Genomic DNA, 16,637 nt, shown 5'->3' on the forward strand with positions numbered 1-16,637 from the left:
ATCGAGGAGGCAGGCTGCTTGCGCTGATAGTTATCAAACTTCGGAATTTTGGACATTCTTGTCATTTAAAAAAGAGCTGATTTCCTGCAGCTCTTTTTCTATTGAATCAGTCATATTTGCGAGAAAAATTCATAGCTTGTCATAAGACCGTTTTAGAGGGTGGTTTTATGACTTATATTATTGAGAATGCAAATATTTTAAAGGAAGACAAGCTGATAAAAACATCACTGCTGATCAAGAATAATGAGATTTCACTGATGCAGGCAGAAATGAGAAGGTTTCAGTTTGCCAGAATGGATGCCGCTGCATTTATTATGGCTGCAGGATTTGTGGTTCTGGATACATCTATACCGCTGGAAAAGCCTTTTATTGAACTCAAAGAGTATTATATAAGGGAGTTCCTATTAAAAGGCTGTACAGCCTTCCTAACAGCCGCACCTGTAAAGCATGAATATTCCATGAAGAGTGACCTGAAATGCTTTAAGGCAAGTTTGTTAAGCAGTCCAATCGATTATATTATTGGTGTTAAGATTCCTGTCCGTCTCCTCACACCTTCATTTATTAGAAGATGCAAGAGGGAAAGGGTTCCTGTTGTTTTTGTTGAAATACAGGATGCAAAGGAGCTTGAAGCTGTACCATGGGGGTGGCTGCGGGAAGCCATGTTTCCTTATAATTGCCCGCTTTCCCCAATCTTTGCAAGCAGGAATGAAAAGGAGAAAAGCAGAATTAATACATTATGGAAAAAAATGATGCAGGAGCAGAAAATCCCTTCCATGCCAAATGAGCTGAATGAACACGAACCGCTATCCCGGTCAGTCCTTTCCAAAGCAGGAATTTACCCGTTAAAAGGAAATATCCATCAGGGTGGTGAAATCAGCTATAATTTATATGAAAAACCTGCAGAAGGTCTTACCGTTGAAGAATCACAGCTGTTTCATTATCATAGAGATAAACTTGCTGTTTCTGTACTGAGGGGGAAAGTGATACGAGCCGGGCAAGAAGTGGTTTTCCGTTCAGGGTCAGGCGAGCATGTTAATATCAGTACGCCAGCTTACTTTAAAATAGCCGATTAGCATTCGAAAGGAATTTAGTATGGATAAAGTAAATAAAATCATTACTCTTTTAGAAAACGGTCATCACGAAGAAGCATTGGAGAGCTATCAGCTAATACTGCTGGATGGTTCACATGAAGAAAGGTTCCTGCTGGCAGAAGAACTGTTCCAGTATGGGTTCCTTGAAGAATCAAAAGCATTATATGAACGTCTTCTGGAAGCATATCCGGAAGAAGGGGAACTGCTCGTTCTGTTAGCTGAAACACATATTGATCTGGGAAATGAAGAGGAAGCCATCCTCGTCCTTGAAAGAATAAATGAGCATGATCCAAGCTTTCCGCAGTCGCTTCTTCTATTAGCAGACCTTTATCAAATGGATGGTCTATTCGAAGTCAGCGAACAAAAGCTGCTGAAAGCAAAAGAAATATTACCTGAAGAAGTAATTGTAGATTTTGCTTTGGGAGAACTTTATGCAGAGCAGGGAAGATTCCTGGAAGCAAAGCGGATTTACGAAAATGTTCTCGGTAAAGAGGAAGTCATTGCGGGGATAAATGTAAATCAGAGAATGGCGGATATTCTCAGCGCAGGAGGAGCATTTGAAGAAGCCCTTCCATATTACGAAAAAGCGCTTGCTGATAAACTGGAGATTAATACCCTATTCAGCTATGCTTTTACAGCGCTGCAAGCGGGCTTTAACCGTACAGCAATTGAAAAGTTGACAGAACTGAAGGATCTGGACCCCGAGTATCATTCACTGTATTTATATCTTGCCCAGGCATATGAGAGGGAGGAAGAGGCTGGAAAAGGCCTTGAAGCGGTAAAGGAAGGCATTAAACTGGACGAATTTAATAAAGAACTATTTTTCTATGGCGGTAAGCTTGCCCTGAAAAATGGCAATGAAAAAGAAGCTGAAGATATGTTCAGACAGGCTCTTGCACTGGATCCCGAATATGTCCAGGCAGCCATTTATTTAAATAGACTGCTTCTGCAGCACGAAAGATATGAAGATGTAATCGAGATCACTGATATTTTGAACGAGCTTGAAGAGCCGCAGCTTATATGGGATTCAGCTGTTGCCTTTCAGCATACTGAAGAATATTCAGAGGCATTAAACAAATACCAGCTTGCATATACTTTCTTTAAACAGCAGCCTGATTTTCTTTCAGATTACGGATATTTTTTAGCAGAGGAAGGAAAAAGGGAAGAGGCTGCCGAAATTTTTAATACATTAATCAAACTGGAGCCAGGCAATGAAGAGTACCTCGATGTTCTGGAAAGACTTACTGATGATTTTCTTGATTAAATAAGGAAGCTGTTTTTTTAGCGTAGGGTGCCCTTATTGTAATTTCAGTTAGGCCAAATTTGTCTGTAAGCAGAGGAGGGAATCAAAAATGGCGACCCCTGTATCTGTCAACGAGAAGAAAGATTTTATCCGCTGGTTTTTAAACCATTATCAGCTCAAAAGAAGAGAATGCGTATGGATTCTCAATTATTTGATGAGCCATGACCAGCTTATGGAGAAGGTGCATTTTGTGGAACAGGCACAGTATTGTCCAAGAGGCCTGATCATGTCCGCCCACTGTGTGGATGAAGTTCCTTTCCGTTTTTATAAAGAGAATGTAATGACTACAGATGCGGAGAAGTCCTTCCATGATATCCGCTTAAACAGGGATGAAGAGATTTACATTCAGCTTAATTTCCATGCTTCCAACAAGGCCCATCAGTATGCAGCTGTCATGGAGGAAAATCCCTTTATGCCTAAAACACTTCAGATTAATGAAAAGGACCGGCTGATCGCGGAAAGGTTCCTGACAGAAAGCCTGGAGAAGTTCAGAAGAGAAAAACTTCTTGAGCTGATTGATGAAGCACTGGATAAGCAGGATAAAAAAGCTTTTAAAATTTTGACTCAGCAGCTGAATAAATTAGAAACAACCTAAGCCTTGCTTTTATAAAAGCAGGGCTCTTATTTTTGTCTGCGCCCTATAGCGTAATCTGATTTGAAGCACTCTAAGCATTAATGATATATTAAGGGAGGCAAATATATGTAATGGAGTGAATGATATGAAATGGGTATCACAGGATATCGAAATGTTCCTTAAAGAAAAGCAATATGTAGACACTGCAGTTCTGCCGCTCCTTCCAGTATCATTTGGTGATGATATTAAACAGTCTGTAGCCATGACAGAATTTATATCGCTTCTAAGTGTCCAGCTTGAACGGCAATTCAGAGGACGTCTGATCATGCTTCCTGGCTATGCCTATCTGAAATCAGCAGGGGAAGAAAGCCTGCTCAGCGGCTTGAGTGAATGGGAAGCAGAATTGAAGGCACAGGGATTTAAGCACATATTCCTTCTAACTTCAGATAGCATGTGGAAATCCCTTGAAGACCGCTTGGAAGGAGGTTTGATTTGGCTGCCATCCCTGCCTCTTGAGCATATGGATGAAAACTATCGAAATTCCATTCTGGATGACCAGGTGAAGCAGCTGTTGAATTTATTCGTGCAAAAGTGGCAAAATGGTGAATAGTGTGAATGTTAAGCCGCCCTATTTACATGTTTCGCCAAAGGATTATATTGACCTTACATAAAGATTGATATATCATTGTTATGTCCTAGTTTTATATTGTGTTGAATTTTGTCCGTTGGACTTAACTTCATAATAGAGGGGGGAAAAGTATGAGCAAAAATCGAGTTTCTAGACGTCAATTCCTAAACTATACACTTACTGGTGTAGGCGGTTTCATGGCAGCTGGCATGCTGATGCCGATGGTCCGTTTTGCGGTCGATCCTGTATTGCAGGCAGCTGGTGAGAGTGATTTTATCCCAACAAAGCAAAAAGTGGCTGAAATTACTGAAACGCCAACAAGGGTTGATTACACATTTGAACAGCAGGATGCTTGGTACACATCCGAAGTTACCGGCACTGCTTGGGTTTATAAGGATGAAAAAGGTGAAATTGTAGCATTGTCTCCAGTATGTAAGCATTTAGGGTGCGTAGTCGACTGGAATACTGACAAATCAAACCCTGATCATTTCTACTGCCCTTGCCATGGCGGCCTTTATACAAAGGATGGGACAAACGTTCCAGGTACACCGCCGGTTGCAGCGCTGGATGTATTTCCTTACACAGAAAAAGACGGCTTTTTGTATTTAGGCAAGGCTGAACCGCGAAAGGAGGCGTAATAATTGTTAAACAAAATTTATGATTGGGTAGATGAACGTTTAGATATTACGCCGATCTGGCGGGATATTGCTGACCACGAAGTTCCAGAGCATGTAAACCCTGCACATCATTTCTCTGCATTCGTTTACTGTTTTGGCGGTCTGACGTTTTTTGTAACTGTAATTCAGATTTTATCCGGTATGTTCCTGACAATGTATTATGTTCCGGATATTAAAAATGCATGGGAATCCGTGTATTATCTTCAGAACCATGTTGCATTTGGACAGATTGTCCGCGGAATGCACCACTGGGGAGCAAGTTTGGTAATCGTAATGATGTTCCTACATACGTTACGTGTTTTCTTCCAGGGAGCTTATAAGAAGCCCCGTGAATTAAACTGGATTGTCGGAGTGCTCATTTTCTTCATTATGCTTGCACTTGGACTGACAGGTTACTTATTGCCTTGGGATATGAAAGCCCTTTTCGCTACAAAAGTAACAATCCAGATCGTAGAATCAACTCCGCTGATTGGAGAATATCTGAAAATACTTATTGCCGGACATTCTGATATTGTCGGCGCTCAGACGATCACCCGATTCTTTGCCATCCATGTATTCTTCTTACCGGCTGCACTATTCGGGTTAATGGCTGCCCACTTTATTATGATTCGTAAACAGGGTATTTCAGGACCGTTGTAAGAAATAATTTTTTGATCATTGCAAAAGGAGGGGAAATCGCCCAATGCATCGTGGTAAAGGTATGAAATTCGTAGGTGACTCTCGTGTTCCTGCAGAACGCAAACCGAATATCCCGAAAGACTATTCGGAATATCCAGGAAAAACAGAAGCATTCTGGCCAAACTTCCTGTTAAAGGAATGGATGGTAGGGGCTGTATTCCTTATCGGTTTCCTATGCTTGACAATTGCGCATGAGCCGCCATTAGAAAAAATTGCTGATCCTAGTGATACAGCTTATATCCCGCTGCCAGACTGGTACTTCCTGTTCTTGTACCAGCTTCTGAAATACAGCTATGCTTCAGGACCTTATAATGCAATCGGTGCTTTCATTATACCGGGTCTTGCATTTGGAGCTTTGCTGCTTGCGCCATTCATTGACCGCGGACCTGAACGCCGCCCATCCAAGCGTCCTTTAGCAACTGGCTTCATGCTATTGGCTCTTGCCGGCATCACTTTCCTGACTTGGGAGTCTGTTGCACACCATGACTGGGAAGCTGCTGCACAGCAAGGTAAGATTGTAGCTGAAGTAGAATTTGATAAAGAGGACGAAGGCTACAAGATTTTTGAAGCGAACGGCTGTATTTCCTGCCATGGAGGAGATCTTCAGGGTGGAGCAGGTTCACCCGCACTTGTTGATACTGGATTAACACCTGAAGAAGTTGCTGACATTGCTAAAAACGGTAAAGGCGCCATGCCTCCGGGAATGTTCAAAGGCACTGATGAAGAACTTCAAAAGCTTGCTGAGTTTATTTCTGGCCTTGAAAGCAAATAATTTGTAAAGAAGCTGGCACTGCCAGCTTCTTTTTTATGCACAAAAATTGTTCGGTTTTTTTTACAGGCATTTGGTGTGGTAAAATAATGAAATAATCGTGTACATAGAGAAGGAGAACAAAATATGAAATGGATCTATCCTTTATTAGGCAGCAGAGCTATGCTGATACTGCTACTGGTCATTAACACGGCAGGCACAATTTATGGGTATGTATGGTATAAGTGGCAGCTTGTCGATACACCGCCGATTTTTTTGCCTTTCGTACCGGACAGTCCTACAGCGAGCCTGTTTTTTATGTTTGTGCTTATCGCCTTTCTATTGGGCAAAAATTGGCCGCTGTTTGAAGCGCTAGCTATTGTAACCCTTATTAAATACGGAATATGGGCTGTGGTTATGAATTTGCTCGTTTTTCAGGTGACAGGTGAATTGGATCCTGTAGCGCTCATGCTGATATTCTCGCATGGTGCAATGGCAGTCCAGGGTGTTTTGTATGCACCATTCTACCGTTTTAAACTATGGCATCTAGTTTTAACAGCAATTTGGACTCTTCATAATGATGTAATTGATTATGTCTTTTTCATGCTGCCGCGCTACCCTATTTTAAATCTTTACACACCGCAAATTGGCTACTTTACATTTTGGCTCAGTATTTTTTCCTTAGGAACCGCTTATTACTTCGTCTTAAGAAAGAATCGGTTTAGTCTGGATATAGTGAAATAGTGCTCCGATTGTCCTAATCCAAACCATTGAGTGATTTGGTTCCTCGTTTGTTTGAAAGAAATATCCTGGCTGGCTGAATTAATTTCTGGTCTAACCTTGTCCCTCTTTTCATATTTATCTAATAGTAATTTGAGGGGGGACAAGTTTAATGAGGCGAAAAGTAATCGCATTCTTATTCATTATTATGTTATTGCCTGGAATGGTGTCTGCGGATAAGACAACACAAATAGATAAATTAGATCAATTATCTAATGAAGCCTTACAGATGGTTAAGCTTCATAGGTATGAGGATGCCAAGAAGCTTTTGGAGTATTTTTCCGAGCAATTTGTTGCTGTGAATGGCAAGGAAAGGCCATTTACAATGGACGAACTCCGGATTATTACAGTCTCTCATGATGATGCTGTACAAGCTGCTGTCAATACATCAATGAGCCATGAAGAACGGCTGAATCATGCAACAAAGTTCCGCCTGGTTATGGATGCAATCTCCTCAAAGTATCAGCCTTTGTGGACCGAAATGGAGAAGCCGATTATGACTGTATTTGGAGAAGTTAAGGAAGCGGCATACAGAGGCAATAACGAGAACTTTCATTCACATTTGAATTCCTTTTTGTCTTTATATGAGGTTATTTATCCCAGTTTAAAAATTGATGTTGATGCCGAAAAGGTACAAAAACTGAACGCACGCATTAATTTTATCGATCATTATCGGCCGCAGGTGCTTTCTCAGCAGGCAAGTCAGCAGGAGCTGGCGGCATTGGAAAATGATCTGCAGACAATCTTTGATGAAATGAAAGAAGATGAAACGGACCCATCCCTTTGGTGGGTAATCATTTCAACCGGGAGTATTATCATCATTACATTATCTTACGTAGGCTGGAGAAAATATAAGGGAGACAGGGCAAGACAAAAAAACAGATCGTGATAAGAAAAGAGGAAGCGCCTTGCCCACAAAGGAACGCAGACTAAGAACGCCACGTCTTCCTAAAAGCTTCGCTTTCGGTCGTGCGATGTTTTTGCTGACGAAGCCTACATTGTCCTGTGTGCCTCAAGCACAAGACGAGCCTCATGAAAAGGTGTTCTTTGCCTTTTTGGGGGGAGTCCCCGAAATGTGGAGTCCCTAGGAGCCGTAACTAGACAAGCTTGTGACCTCCAGGTGGTAGGTGCTGTAGCTAGACAGTCCTCGAAGTTCAAAAATTTCTACACCCTTATTTTTGAACAAAAAGAATAATTGAGCGTCTTTTCCGTTTTGCAATAAAGGAAAATGGGAAAAAGATAATTAGAACTACTCATATGCTGGAGAGAAAAGCCAGCGGTTAAAATTCAACATGATCAGCTTGATGGGGGGTAACAAAATGGGAGGATATCTCATTTATTTTGCAATAATTATTCTTGTTCCGCTCTGGGCACAAATGAAAGTTAAGGGAGCTTACAGCAAATATTCAAAAATTCCTTCATCCACACAAATGAGAGGTGCTGAAGTAGCCAGAAGAATCCTGGATGAAAATGGCCTATATAACGTTGGCGTGGAAGAGACCAGGGGACATTTAACGGATCATTATGATCCGCGTTCTAAAACTGTCAGGCTATCAGCAACAAATTATCACGGCCATTCAGTGGCAGCAGCTGCCATTGCGGCCCATGAGGTTGGCCATGCAATTCAGGATAATCAGGATTACGCTTTTCTGCGTTTTCGCCATGCGCTTGTGCCTGTTGCAAATCTTGGTTCAAACTTCTCCTGGATTCTGATCATGATCGGTTTTTTTGCAGGATTGAGCGGAATGGTGCTGCTGGGAATTATCTTTATGGCAGCTGCAGTGGTATTCCAGGTTATCACTCTTCCTGTGGAGTTCAATGCTTCTAATCGTGCAATGGATCAGGTAGTGTCCCTCGGAATTATCAGAAACGATGAAGAACGGGAAACAAAAAAAGTTTTGAATGCAGCTGCATTGACATATGTGGCGGCAGCAGCTGTTGCTGTGCTGGAATTGCTGCGTTTAATCCTTATTTACACAGGTATGACAAGATCCGAGTAAGAAAAGCTGCTAGATAGTTATCTTAAAAAAGCCGGCTAGTGTTAATGTCCCCTTTAAGTAGACATTCAAAAAAACCTTCATGTTACCATGGAGGAAAGAATGCTACTTGGAGGGGATTTTTTCTATGGCAAAGAAAGGACAAACTTTTAATAGCTATTCGGAGGAGTTTAAACATAATGCTGTCATGAGATACGTGAATGGGTCTAAGAGCTATAAAGTGTTGTCAGAAGAATTGGGAATTCGTCACTGCAGCCAGCTTAAAGTGTGGGTTAAGAAATGGAAAGATGGAGTACCATTTGATGAGCGTAAGGAGTCTCTAACCCTTTAAAAGGCAGGCCTAGGACTAAATTTAAATCGGTTGAAGAGGAAAGAGATTATTTAAAAGCACAGGTTGAATTTCTAAAAAAGCAGTATCCAAATCTGGTAAAGGAGGAGGAAACATACCCAGAAGAATAAAATATGAACTGGTTGATGAGTTAAGGGGGACCTATCCGGTCTCCTGGCTGCTGGAGATTGCCTATATCAAACCGGCTAGCTATTACAAATGGAAAAAAACGAATGTTAAACGGGAAGAGAAGGCTAAGGATGAACAAGTCATCCGTGAGCACATTTTGGGGATCCATTTCATGCATCCTGAATTTGGCCGGCCTCGTATTACAGATGAATTAAATGAAAACGGGTATTTAATTAACCACAAGAAGGTCTGCAGGCTGATGATGGAAATGGACATACAATCAGTCATCCGAAAGAAGAGAAAATGGCACGGTCGTAGTCCTTCTATCCTCTTCCCTAATCGCCTTAAAAGGAATTTCAGGGCTGCAGGACCTAATCAAAAGATGGTAACGGATATAACATATGTGTCTGTTGGAGAAGAATTTTATTATGTATCGGTCATACAGGATCTCTTTAATAACGAAATAGTAAGTTGGGAGCTATCTAAGAGAAATGATCTGGAACTTGTGTTAAATACAGTAGAAAAATGGACAAGAAAAAAGACGTAGCTGAAGCCGTTCTCCATTCAGATCAAGGTTTCCAGTATACGTCAAAGCTATACAGCAGCCGATTAGAGGATTATGGCATCAAGGGCAGCCACTCTCGAAAAAGAAACTGCCTGGACAATGCCAGTGTAGAATCGTTCTTCTCACACCTCAAAACCGAGAAGCTGTATATAAATAAGTGTAAGTCAGAAGAAGAACTAGAACAAGCTCTTGAGAATTACCTCTACCATTACAAACGAAGACAAAAGAAACTAAAGATACGCGCGCCGATTGAATATCGACACGCGCTCACTGCTTAGCTTTTTATGTTGTCTACTTGACAGGGGCAAGACCACTAGCTGGCTTTTTCTTTTTGCTGAAAAAAGAGATGCCATTATGGCATCTCCTGGATCTATTCTTTAGCGTTCAACCGGCTTTTTATTTTCATCCAGAGTAAAGCCTTCCCCCAGTACGTCATGGACAGCTGTAACCGATACAAATGCATGCGGATCAACAGCTGTGATGACATTTTTCAAACGAACAATTTCATTGCGGCCAACTACACAATAGAGCACTTCCCGTTCTATCTTAGTGAAGGAGCCGTGGCCTTTTAACACGGTGACACCCCGGTCCATTTCTTTCATGATTTTATCGGCAATCGCTTCATTTTGTTCTGAAATGATCATCGCTCCCCTTGCTGCATAGGCGCCTTCTTGCATAAAATCAATTACTTTGGCACCGATAAAAACAGCAACAAGAGTATACATGGCCTCCCTGTAATCCAAGTATGTAATTAAAGAAAGTGCTATAACAAAAAAGTCAAAAATGAACATCGTTTTTCCCATGCTTACCCCTGCGTACTTATGGGTAAGCCTCGCGATTATATCCACTCCGCCTGTTGTGCCCCCATACCTGAAAATGGTCCCAAGTCCAATCCCGATGAAGACTCCGGCGAATAGAGAAGCAAGAGTTAAATCCTCTTTTAGAGGCATTTCGATCTGGTACCGCTGAAAAATCCACAAGAAAATGGACACAGCGACCGTTCCGATAATCGTGTAAACAAAAACATTCCTGCCAAGAAGTTTCCACCCTATAAAGAAAAGGGGTATATTCAGCAGCAAGTTTGTATAAGAAGGATCCCACTTGAACAGGAAATATAAGAGCAGTGTTATCCCGGTGAATCCGCCTTCAGCCAAATTATTCTGCATATTAAAATGAACAAGGCCCCACGAAAAAATGGCCGCACCAAGCAAAATGAAAAAAATATTCTTAAATTTTACTCCAAAATGCATATTATCCCTCCACTGCCTGAATATCACAATACCAAAGCGTATCTAATTATATAAGATACAGAATATAAGAGCAATGACCTTTCCGGGACAAGATGGCAGAGGGGAATCAAATAAGCTCGATGATAAAAAATATTTGTAAAATAGCCGATCTTTAGCTTAACATGAAAAGTGGTAATCTCCGTATATAGATACACCTATAAAAAGCAGAGGTGAAATAAATGCAACCAGCAAAATCAATGAAAGATATGCAAACAGAAGTAGACACATACATAAGCCAATTTAAAGAAGGTTATTTCAGTCCATTGGCCATGCTTGCAAGAATGACTGAAGAACTTGGGGAACTATCCAGGGAAGTAAACCATTACTATGGTGAAAAACCCAAAAAATCCACCGAGGAAGAAAAAGCGATCGAAGAAGAGCTTGGAGATATGCTTTTTGTTCTAATATGCTTTGCTAATTCCTTAAATATTGACTTGGAAGAAGCGCACGATCGTGTCATGAAAAAATTCAGCACACGTGATAAAGACAGATGGACAAGAATTGAAGAATAGAAGGAGAGAAAACAATGGATAAAGTTAAAATTGTTATAGCGGGACCGCGGGGACGAATGGGAAGTGAAGCCGTCCAGCTTGTTAATCGAACAGAAAATTATGAAATAGCTGCAGTGATCGACCATAAAAATGGAGGAGGCTTTCTTGGCGATTTTGAAGGGTTTTCACAGTTTGGCCAGGTTCCGGTTTACACAGATCTTGCCTTATGCTTTCAGGAACTAAAACCAGATGTGCTTATTGATTTGACCACTCCGGAAGTAGGAATGTTCCACACGAAAACAGCACTGGAGTATGGTGTTAGACCAGTTGTTGGGACAACAGGCTTTTCGAAGGAAAATTTGAAAGAGCTTGAAGAACTTTGCCAGGAAAAAGGAATCGGCTGCATTATTGCCCCAAACTTTGCACTTGGTGCTGTATTAATGATGAAATTCTCACAATTAGCAGGAAGATATTTTAACGATGTGGAAATTATAGAGCTCCACCATGACCAGAAATTGGATGCTCCATCTGGAACTGCAGTGAAAACAGCAGAAATGATTGCTGATGTAAGAGAGAACAAAGAGCAGGGCCATTCACAGGAGAAGGAAACGATTCCTGGTGCAAGAGGCGCAAACTTTGATGGCATGCATATACACTCTGTACGGCTTCCTGGCCTGATTGCTCATCAGCAGGTTATGTTCGGTTCGGAGGGACAAACATTGACCATCCGCCATGACTCCTATAACAGGGCTTCCTTTATGTCTGGAGTAAAACTTGCTGTCGATACAGTTTTAAAAATTGATACTCTCGTCTACGGCCTCGAAAATATTATTGATTAGAAAGGGGTGCCACCATGAATATTGCCTTAATTGCCCATGATAAGAAAAAGGATGATATTGTAAGATTTGCAATCGCCTATAAATCAATTCTTGCTGAACATACCCTTTACGCTACTGGAACAACCGGTTCACGCATCATGAAGGAAACTGGCCTTTCCATTCATCGTTTTCAGTCTGGGCCACTTGGCGGGGACCAGGAAATTGGTGCTTTAATTGCTAACAATAAAATGGATGTAGTATTTTTCTTTAGAGATCCTCTGACTGTTCAGCCTCATGAGCCGGATGTTTCAGCTTTGGTGCGCCTCTGTGATGTATATGCCGTCCCATTGGCGACTAATATGGGCACTGCTGAAATTATTATTAAAGGACTGGAACGCAATGATTTATCATGGAGGAATATTGTAAGTGAAAAAGGTGACATGAATGAACCTGGATAATCTTGATATTCTGGCATTTGGTGCGCATGCTGATGATGTTGAAATTGGCATGGGCGGCACAATTGCCAAATTTGCCTCAATCGGAAAAAAAATTGGAATATGCGACTTGACCCGGGCCGAGCTTTCTTCTAATGGGACGGTTGAAATCCGTAAAGAGGAATCACTGAAAGCAGCTGATATTCTGGGGGTTAGTGTGCGGGAAACACTTAATCTGCCTGACAGGGGTTTATATTATAATCAGGAATACATAAAAAAGATTGCGGAAATGATCCGTAAATACAAGCCTGTTCTTGTGTTTGCACCTTACATGGAGGACAGGCATCCTGACCATGGCCATTGTGCCCGGCTGGTGGAAGAAGCCGTCTTTTCGGCCGGAATAAGAAAATACGAAACAGGGGGGGATTTTGCTCCGCATAAGGTGAAAAGCCTTCACTTTTACATGATAAATGGTTTCCATAAGCCTGACTTCCTAATTGATATCTCATCTTTTATGGATAAAAAAGCTGAAGGGCTGGAGTCTTATCAAAGTCAATTTGTAAAAAAACCTGGTTCATTTGATACTCCGCTTGTCAACGGTTATATTGAGACTGTTGCAGCGAGGGAAGGCCTATTTGGAAAACAGGCAGGGGTGGAATATGCAGAGGGCTTTAAAGTCAATAAGCCCTTAATGATTAATATGGATATATTCGGTGGAGAATTATGAGAAAAAAATTAAAAATAGGTATCACCTGCTATCCCACGGTGGGAGGATCAGGTGTTGTTGCAACAGAACTGGGTAAAATGCTGGCTGAAAAAGGCCATGAAATACATTTTATTTCATCAAGCCTCCCTTTTAGACTGAAAAGGATGTACCCAAATATTTTTTATCACCAGGTAGATGTAAATCAATACTCCGTGTTCCAATATGCTCCTTACGATATCGCGCTTGCAAGTAAAATGGCAGAAGTGATAAAACGTGAAGGACTTGACCTTCTTCATGTGCATTATGCAATCCCGCATGCAGTTTGTGCGATTCTGGCTAAGCAGATGAGCGGCACGGATATTAAGATTGTTACCACCCTTCATGGAACGGATATTACAGTTCTCGGGTATGATCCATCCCTGACAGATGCGATCCGTTTCGGAATCGAAAAGTCTGATGGCGTTACAGCTGTATCCAATGCGCTCATTTCGCAAACTTATGACCTGATAAAACCTGATAAATCTATAAGAGCAGTTTATAACTTTATAGATGAAAGAATATACAAGAAAACCGACTCTGCTTATCTTAAAGAAGAATATGGCATAAAACCGGATGAGAAGGTTGTCATCCATGTTTCCAATTTTCGCGGTGTAAAGCGGGTACCTGATGTTGTTAAGGCTTTTGCAAAAATCACGGAAGAAGTTCCTTCCAAGCTGCTATTAGTAGGAGACGGACCGGAAATGACCGTTATATGCAGGCTGGTGAATGATCTGCAGCTTAAAGATAAGGTCTTGTTTTTGGGAAAACAGGATAATCTGGAGGAGCTATACAGCATCAGTGATTTAATGCTCTTATTATCCGAAAAGGAAAGCTTTGGACTTGTTGCTCTCGAGGCAATGGCATGCGGAGTGCCGTGCATCGGCACTAATACTGGGGGAATTCCAGAAGTAATCAGCGACGGTGAGACAGGTTATATTTGTACTCTGGGGGATATAACTGATATCTCAAAAAAAGCAATTAAACTGCTTAATGATGAGTCCCTGCTTGAAAGGTTTGCTTCCCAATCCATTTCACTCGCTAAAGGAAGGTTCAGTGCCAGTCAGATTGTCATTCAATATGAAGAGTTTTATTATGAACTTTTGGAAAAAGGTGACCTTCGATGAATGAAGCTTTTTTAAGGGCAGTTCCTGTCCTCGAGAATATAGAAGCGGCAGGTTATGAGGCCTATTTTGTAGGAGGCTCCGTACGGGATTTTATCCTTGGCAAGGAAATTGCGGACGTCGATATTGCCACTTCCGCTGCCCCTGAGGAAGTCAAAACCATATTCCCAAGAACACTTGATGTGGGCATCGAGCATGGCACTGTGGTTGTACTGCATAATGGCATACCCTATGAAATTACAACTTTCAGGTCAGAGGCTGAATATCTGGATTTTAGGAGGCCTTCAAAGGTTCAATTTATCAGGTCTCTAAAAGAGGATTTGAAAAGAAGAGATTTTACAATGAACGCCATTGCTATGGATAAGAAAGGGCATCTTATTGATCCATTTAACGGCAGGGGAGCAATAGAAGAGAAAAGAATCTGCACCGTTGGACAGCCTGCTGAGAGATTTACTGAAGATGCACTTCGAATGATGAGAGCAGTCCGCTTTTATAGTCAGCTTGCATTCGAAATTGAAAAAAACACTTATGATGCTTTGGCATCTTTGGCTCATTTACTTGAAAACATTGCAGTTGAAAGAAAGCTGGCAGAATTCGAAAAACTATTAGCAGGAACCAGCCGGATGAAAGCTCTTATGATAATTGGGGAAACAGGACTATCTAAGTATCTGCCAAATATGTCTGGCTTCCAAAAGGAATTAATGCAGGCAGAAGATTATAATGCAGCTGAACTGACAGTGGATGAAATGTGGGCCTTTCTTGCATGCATCTTTAACTTGGACGAGTCGCAGGCTGAAGCCTTTTTCAAAAGCTGGAAACTGCCTGTAAAGAAAATAAAAAAGATATTGGCAATTAATAAATGGATTCGGTATAGAGCCAAAAATATGTGGGATGCCTATTCCCTTTACCAGGCAGGATGCGTTTCACTAAACGCCGAGCGGGTCCTCAACGTAATCGTGCATGAGGACTCAAGCAGGGGAACCGATATCCTGGTGAGTAAATATAATTGCCTGCCGATTAAAGAGAGAAGCGATCTTCAGCTTACCGGAGATAACCTGATGGATTGGTTTGGCAAACCTCCTGGACCCTGGATTAAAGCAATTCTTGAAAAAACGGAGGAAGCTGTCTTGCGCGGCGAATTGAATAATAGCAATGAATCCATAAGGGAGTGGCTCATAAATTGCAATCAGAAATTAGGAAAAAATTGATTGATGCTTTTACGAAGAGCAAGGAGGAATACCTTTCAGGCCAGTATTTAGCCGACCTGATTGGCTGCTCAAGAACGGCTGTATGGAAGCATATTGAAGAGCTGAGGAAAGAAGGCTTTGAACTGGAAGCGGTCAGAAGAAAGGGATATCGGATTACGAAAACACCTGAAAAGGTTACTCCTGATGAAATCAGGCTGGGTCTGCAGACTGAAACACTTGGCCGTCAAATTCATCATGAAGAAAGTGTTGACTCAACACAGAAGATTGCTCATCGCCTTGCTTACGAAGGTGCGCAGGAAGGAACGGTCGTCATCGCGGAGGAACAGCTTTCAGGCAGGGGAAGAATGGACAGGATATGGCATTCCCCGAAATCAACAGGCGTATGGATGAGTGTTATCCTGAGGCCGAATATTCCACCTCCGAAAGCACCGCAGCTGACGCTCATTACAGCGGTGGCTGTTGTACAGGCGATTGAAGAGCTGACAGATTTAACACCGCAAATTAAATGGCCGAATGATATATTAATGAACGGGAAGAAAGTTACAGGAATCCTGACGGAACTGCAGGCGGATGCAGACCGCATTATTTCAATAATCATCGGCATCGGAATCAATGTTAACCAGGAGCTTGATGATTATCCAGATGAACTTAAAGACATTGCCACTTCTATATCCATTGAAAAAGGCGAAAAGCTTTCAAGAGCGGAGCTGATTAGAGTATTACTGGCAAAACTGGAAAACCTTTATAAACTGTATTTAGATAAAGGCTTCTATCCGATTAAGCTTTTATGGGAAAGTTATGCTGTCAGCATTGGTAAGAACCTTACTGCAAGAACTATTACCGGCAGTATATATGGCAAGGCTCTTGGAATTACAGAAGATGGAGTCCTGATGATCGAAGACAGCAGCGGAAAGGTCCATCATGTCTATTCTGCGGACATTGAGCTGGATGTTTAATTGTTTGCCTAAAATTTTTATAGCCAATTCTTTTGCCTTTTTGATATACTTTTTATGGGCAGTATCCTTAAAAGAAC

Annotated in this window: 21 protein-coding genes; 20 read left to right on the plus strand and 1 reads right to left on the minus strand. The window is 41.6% G+C overall.

What is annotated here, in order from left to right:
* Positions 1-167 precede the first annotated feature (167 nt).
* From MKY20_RS11075 to MKY20_RS28680, 13 genes are all read left to right on the plus strand, one after another.
* On the plus strand, positions 168-1,073 hold the full coding sequence (locus MKY20_RS11075) for a hypothetical protein (protein WP_251175110.1): 906 nt from the start codon (positions 168-170) through the stop codon (positions 1,071-1,073).
* A gap of 19 nt (positions 1,074-1,092) precedes the next feature.
* A complete protein-coding gene (locus MKY20_RS11080; protein WP_217028192.1) occupies positions 1,093-2,355 on the plus strand; it encodes a tetratricopeptide repeat protein in 1,263 nt (420 codons plus the stop codon).
* Positions 2,356-2,443: 88 nt separating this feature from the next.
* Positions 2,444-2,989: a ReoY family proteolytic degradation factor gene (locus MKY20_RS11085; protein ID WP_341001002.1), complete on the plus strand. Its 546-nt coding sequence runs from the start codon at positions 2,444-2,446 to the stop codon at positions 2,987-2,989.
* A 124-nt stretch (positions 2,990-3,113) separates the two neighbouring features.
* Positions 3,114-3,578, plus strand: a complete 465-nt coding sequence (locus MKY20_RS11090; RefSeq protein ID WP_019380393.1) for a YpiF family protein — start codon at positions 3,114-3,116, stop codon at positions 3,576-3,578.
* A 149-nt stretch (positions 3,579-3,727) separates the two neighbouring features.
* Positions 3,728-4,234, plus strand: coding sequence for a ubiquinol-cytochrome c reductase iron-sulfur subunit (locus MKY20_RS11095; protein ID WP_009332737.1), 507 nt, complete (start codon positions 3,728-3,730; stop codon positions 4,232-4,234).
* 3 nt (positions 4,235-4,237) lie between these two features.
* Complete coding sequence (gene qcrB / locus MKY20_RS11100) at positions 4,238-4,912, plus strand: menaquinol-cytochrome c reductase cytochrome b subunit (protein ID WP_009332736.1); 675 nt, start codon at positions 4,238-4,240, stop codon at positions 4,910-4,912.
* 43 nt (positions 4,913-4,955) lie between these two features.
* The gene (locus MKY20_RS11105) at positions 4,956-5,723 is read left to right on the plus strand and encodes a menaquinol-cytochrome c reductase cytochrome b/c subunit (RefSeq protein WP_009332735.1); all 768 of its coding nucleotides are present in this window, start codon (positions 4,956-4,958) and stop codon (positions 5,721-5,723) included.
* 123 nt (positions 5,724-5,846) lie between these two features.
* On the plus strand, positions 5,847-6,443 hold the full coding sequence (locus MKY20_RS11110; RefSeq protein ID WP_009332734.1) for a DUF1405 domain-containing protein: 597 nt from the start codon (positions 5,847-5,849) through the stop codon (positions 6,441-6,443).
* 148 nt (positions 6,444-6,591) lie between these two features.
* Positions 6,592-7,368 carry a sporulation protein YpjB gene (ypjB, locus tag MKY20_RS11115; RefSeq protein ID WP_341001006.1) on the plus strand — a complete coding sequence of 259 codons (777 nt, stop codon included), beginning with the start codon at positions 6,592-6,594 and terminating at the stop codon, positions 7,366-7,368.
* A gap of 430 nt (positions 7,369-7,798) precedes the next feature.
* Complete coding sequence (locus MKY20_RS11120; protein ID WP_019380396.1) at positions 7,799-8,479, plus strand: zinc metallopeptidase; 681 nt, start codon at positions 7,799-7,801, stop codon at positions 8,477-8,479.
* A 124-nt stretch (positions 8,480-8,603) separates the two neighbouring features.
* Positions 8,604-8,807, plus strand: coding sequence for a transposase (locus MKY20_RS28670; protein WP_369010369.1), 204 nt, complete (start codon positions 8,604-8,606; stop codon positions 8,805-8,807).
* A gap of 136 nt (positions 8,808-8,943) precedes the next feature.
* Positions 8,944-9,480 carry an IS3 family transposase gene (locus tag MKY20_RS28675; protein WP_369425969.1) on the plus strand — a complete coding sequence of 179 codons (537 nt, stop codon included), beginning with the start codon at positions 8,944-8,946 and terminating at the stop codon, positions 9,478-9,480.
* Entirely contained in the window at positions 9,459-9,776 is a 318-nt protein-coding gene (locus tag MKY20_RS28680) for a transposase (RefSeq protein WP_445293097.1), read from the plus strand. Before MKY20_RS28675 ends, MKY20_RS28680 begins: the two co-directional genes overlap by 22 nt.
* 99 nt (positions 9,777-9,875) lie before the next feature.
* Here the strand turns inward: MKY20_RS28680 and MKY20_RS11130 are convergent, their stop codons facing one another.
* Positions 9,876-10,748, minus strand: coding sequence for a YitT family protein (locus MKY20_RS11130; protein WP_019380451.1), 873 nt, complete (start codon positions 10,746-10,748; stop codon positions 9,876-9,878).
* A gap of 218 nt (positions 10,749-10,966) precedes the next feature.
* Here MKY20_RS11130 and MKY20_RS11135 point away from each other — a divergent pair, with 218 nt between their 5' ends.
* The 7 genes from MKY20_RS11135 to MKY20_RS11165 are packed head-to-tail and all read left to right on the plus strand — an operon-like array spanning position 10,967 to position 16,560.
* On the plus strand, positions 10,967-11,299 hold the full coding sequence (locus MKY20_RS11135) for a nucleotide pyrophosphohydrolase (RefSeq protein ID WP_019380450.1): 333 nt from the start codon (positions 10,967-10,969) through the stop codon (positions 11,297-11,299).
* A 14-nt stretch (positions 11,300-11,313) separates the two neighbouring features.
* Complete coding sequence (dapB, locus tag MKY20_RS11140; RefSeq protein WP_009332726.1) at positions 11,314-12,117, plus strand: 4-hydroxy-tetrahydrodipicolinate reductase; 804 nt, start codon at positions 11,314-11,316, stop codon at positions 12,115-12,117.
* Positions 12,118-12,131: 14 nt separating this feature from the next.
* Positions 12,132-12,554, plus strand: coding sequence for a methylglyoxal synthase (mgsA, locus tag MKY20_RS11145; protein WP_009332725.1), 423 nt, complete (start codon positions 12,132-12,134; stop codon positions 12,552-12,554).
* A complete protein-coding gene (gene bshB1, locus MKY20_RS11150; protein WP_009332724.1) occupies positions 12,541-13,257 on the plus strand; it encodes a bacillithiol biosynthesis deacetylase BshB1 in 717 nt (238 codons plus the stop codon). The genes mgsA and bshB1 overlap by 14 nt, the downstream gene beginning before the upstream one ends.
* Positions 13,254-14,399 (plus strand): N-acetyl-alpha-D-glucosaminyl L-malate synthase BshA, encoded by a 1,146-nt coding sequence (gene bshA / locus MKY20_RS11155; RefSeq protein ID WP_217028271.1) that lies wholly within the window; start codon positions 13,254-13,256, stop codon positions 14,397-14,399. The genes bshB1 and bshA overlap by 4 nt, the downstream gene beginning before the upstream one ends.
* Complete coding sequence (locus tag MKY20_RS11160; protein WP_009332722.1) at positions 14,396-15,604, plus strand: CCA tRNA nucleotidyltransferase; 1,209 nt, start codon at positions 14,396-14,398, stop codon at positions 15,602-15,604. Before bshA ends, MKY20_RS11160 begins: the two co-directional genes overlap by 4 nt.
* The gene (locus tag MKY20_RS11165) at positions 15,577-16,560 is read left to right on the plus strand and encodes a biotin--[acetyl-CoA-carboxylase] ligase (protein ID WP_341001013.1); all 984 of its coding nucleotides are present in this window, start codon (positions 15,577-15,579) and stop codon (positions 16,558-16,560) included. The genes MKY20_RS11160 and MKY20_RS11165 overlap by 28 nt, the downstream gene beginning before the upstream one ends.
* Positions 16,561-16,637 lie beyond the last annotated feature (77 nt).

The sequence above is a fragment of the Cytobacillus sp. FSL W8-0315 genome, assembly GCF_038002905.1.
Classification (GTDB): Bacteria; Bacillota; Bacilli; order Bacillales; family Cytobacillaceae; genus Cytobacillus; species Cytobacillus pseudoceanisediminis.

Bases quoted from the DNA above. Each gene is read 5' to 3' on its own strand.
- MKY20_RS11075 (WP_251175110.1), top strand. From the start codon at position 168: ATGACTTATATTATTGAGAATGCAAATATTTTAAAGGAAGACAAGCTG.
- MKY20_RS11080 (WP_217028192.1), top strand. From the start codon at position 1,093: ATGGATAAAGTAAATAAAATCATTACTCTTTTAGAAAACGGTCATCAC.
- MKY20_RS11085 (WP_341001002.1), top strand. From the start codon at position 2,444: ATGGCGACCCCTGTATCTGTCAACGAGAAGAAAGATTTTATCCGCTGG.
- MKY20_RS11090 (WP_019380393.1), top strand. From the start codon at position 3,114: ATGAAATGGGTATCACAGGATATCGAAATGTTCCTTAAAGAAAAGCAA.
- MKY20_RS11095 (WP_009332737.1), top strand. From the start codon at position 3,728: ATGAGCAAAAATCGAGTTTCTAGACGTCAATTCCTAAACTATACACTT.
- MKY20_RS11105 (WP_009332735.1), top strand. From the start codon at position 4,956: ATGCATCGTGGTAAAGGTATGAAATTCGTAGGTGACTCTCGTGTTCCT.
- MKY20_RS11110 (WP_009332734.1), top strand. From the start codon at position 5,847: ATGAAATGGATCTATCCTTTATTAGGCAGCAGAGCTATGCTGATACTG.
- ypjB (WP_341001006.1), top strand. From the start codon at position 6,592: ATGAGGCGAAAAGTAATCGCATTCTTATTCATTATTATGTTATTGCCT.
- MKY20_RS11120 (WP_019380396.1), top strand. From the start codon at position 7,799: ATGGGAGGATATCTCATTTATTTTGCAATAATTATTCTTGTTCCGCTC.
- MKY20_RS28670 (WP_369010369.1), top strand. From the start codon at position 8,604: ATGGCAAAGAAAGGACAAACTTTTAATAGCTATTCGGAGGAGTTTAAA.
- MKY20_RS28680 (WP_445293097.1), top strand. From the start codon at position 9,459: ATGGACAAGAAAAAAGACGTAGCTGAAGCCGTTCTCCATTCAGATCAA.
- MKY20_RS11130 (WP_019380451.1), bottom strand. From the start codon at position 10,748: ATGCATTTTGGAGTAAAATTTAAGAATATTTTTTTCATTTTGCTTGGT.
- MKY20_RS11135 (WP_019380450.1), top strand. From the start codon at position 10,967: ATGCAACCAGCAAAATCAATGAAAGATATGCAAACAGAAGTAGACACA.
- dapB (WP_009332726.1), top strand. From the start codon at position 11,314: ATGGATAAAGTTAAAATTGTTATAGCGGGACCGCGGGGACGAATGGGA.
- mgsA (WP_009332725.1), top strand. From the start codon at position 12,132: ATGAATATTGCCTTAATTGCCCATGATAAGAAAAAGGATGATATTGTA.
- bshB1 (WP_009332724.1), top strand. From the start codon at position 12,541: ATGAACCTGGATAATCTTGATATTCTGGCATTTGGTGCGCATGCTGAT.
- bshA (WP_217028271.1), top strand. From the start codon at position 13,254: ATGAGAAAAAAATTAAAAATAGGTATCACCTGCTATCCCACGGTGGGA.
- MKY20_RS11160 (WP_009332722.1), top strand. From the start codon at position 14,396: ATGAATGAAGCTTTTTTAAGGGCAGTTCCTGTCCTCGAGAATATAGAA.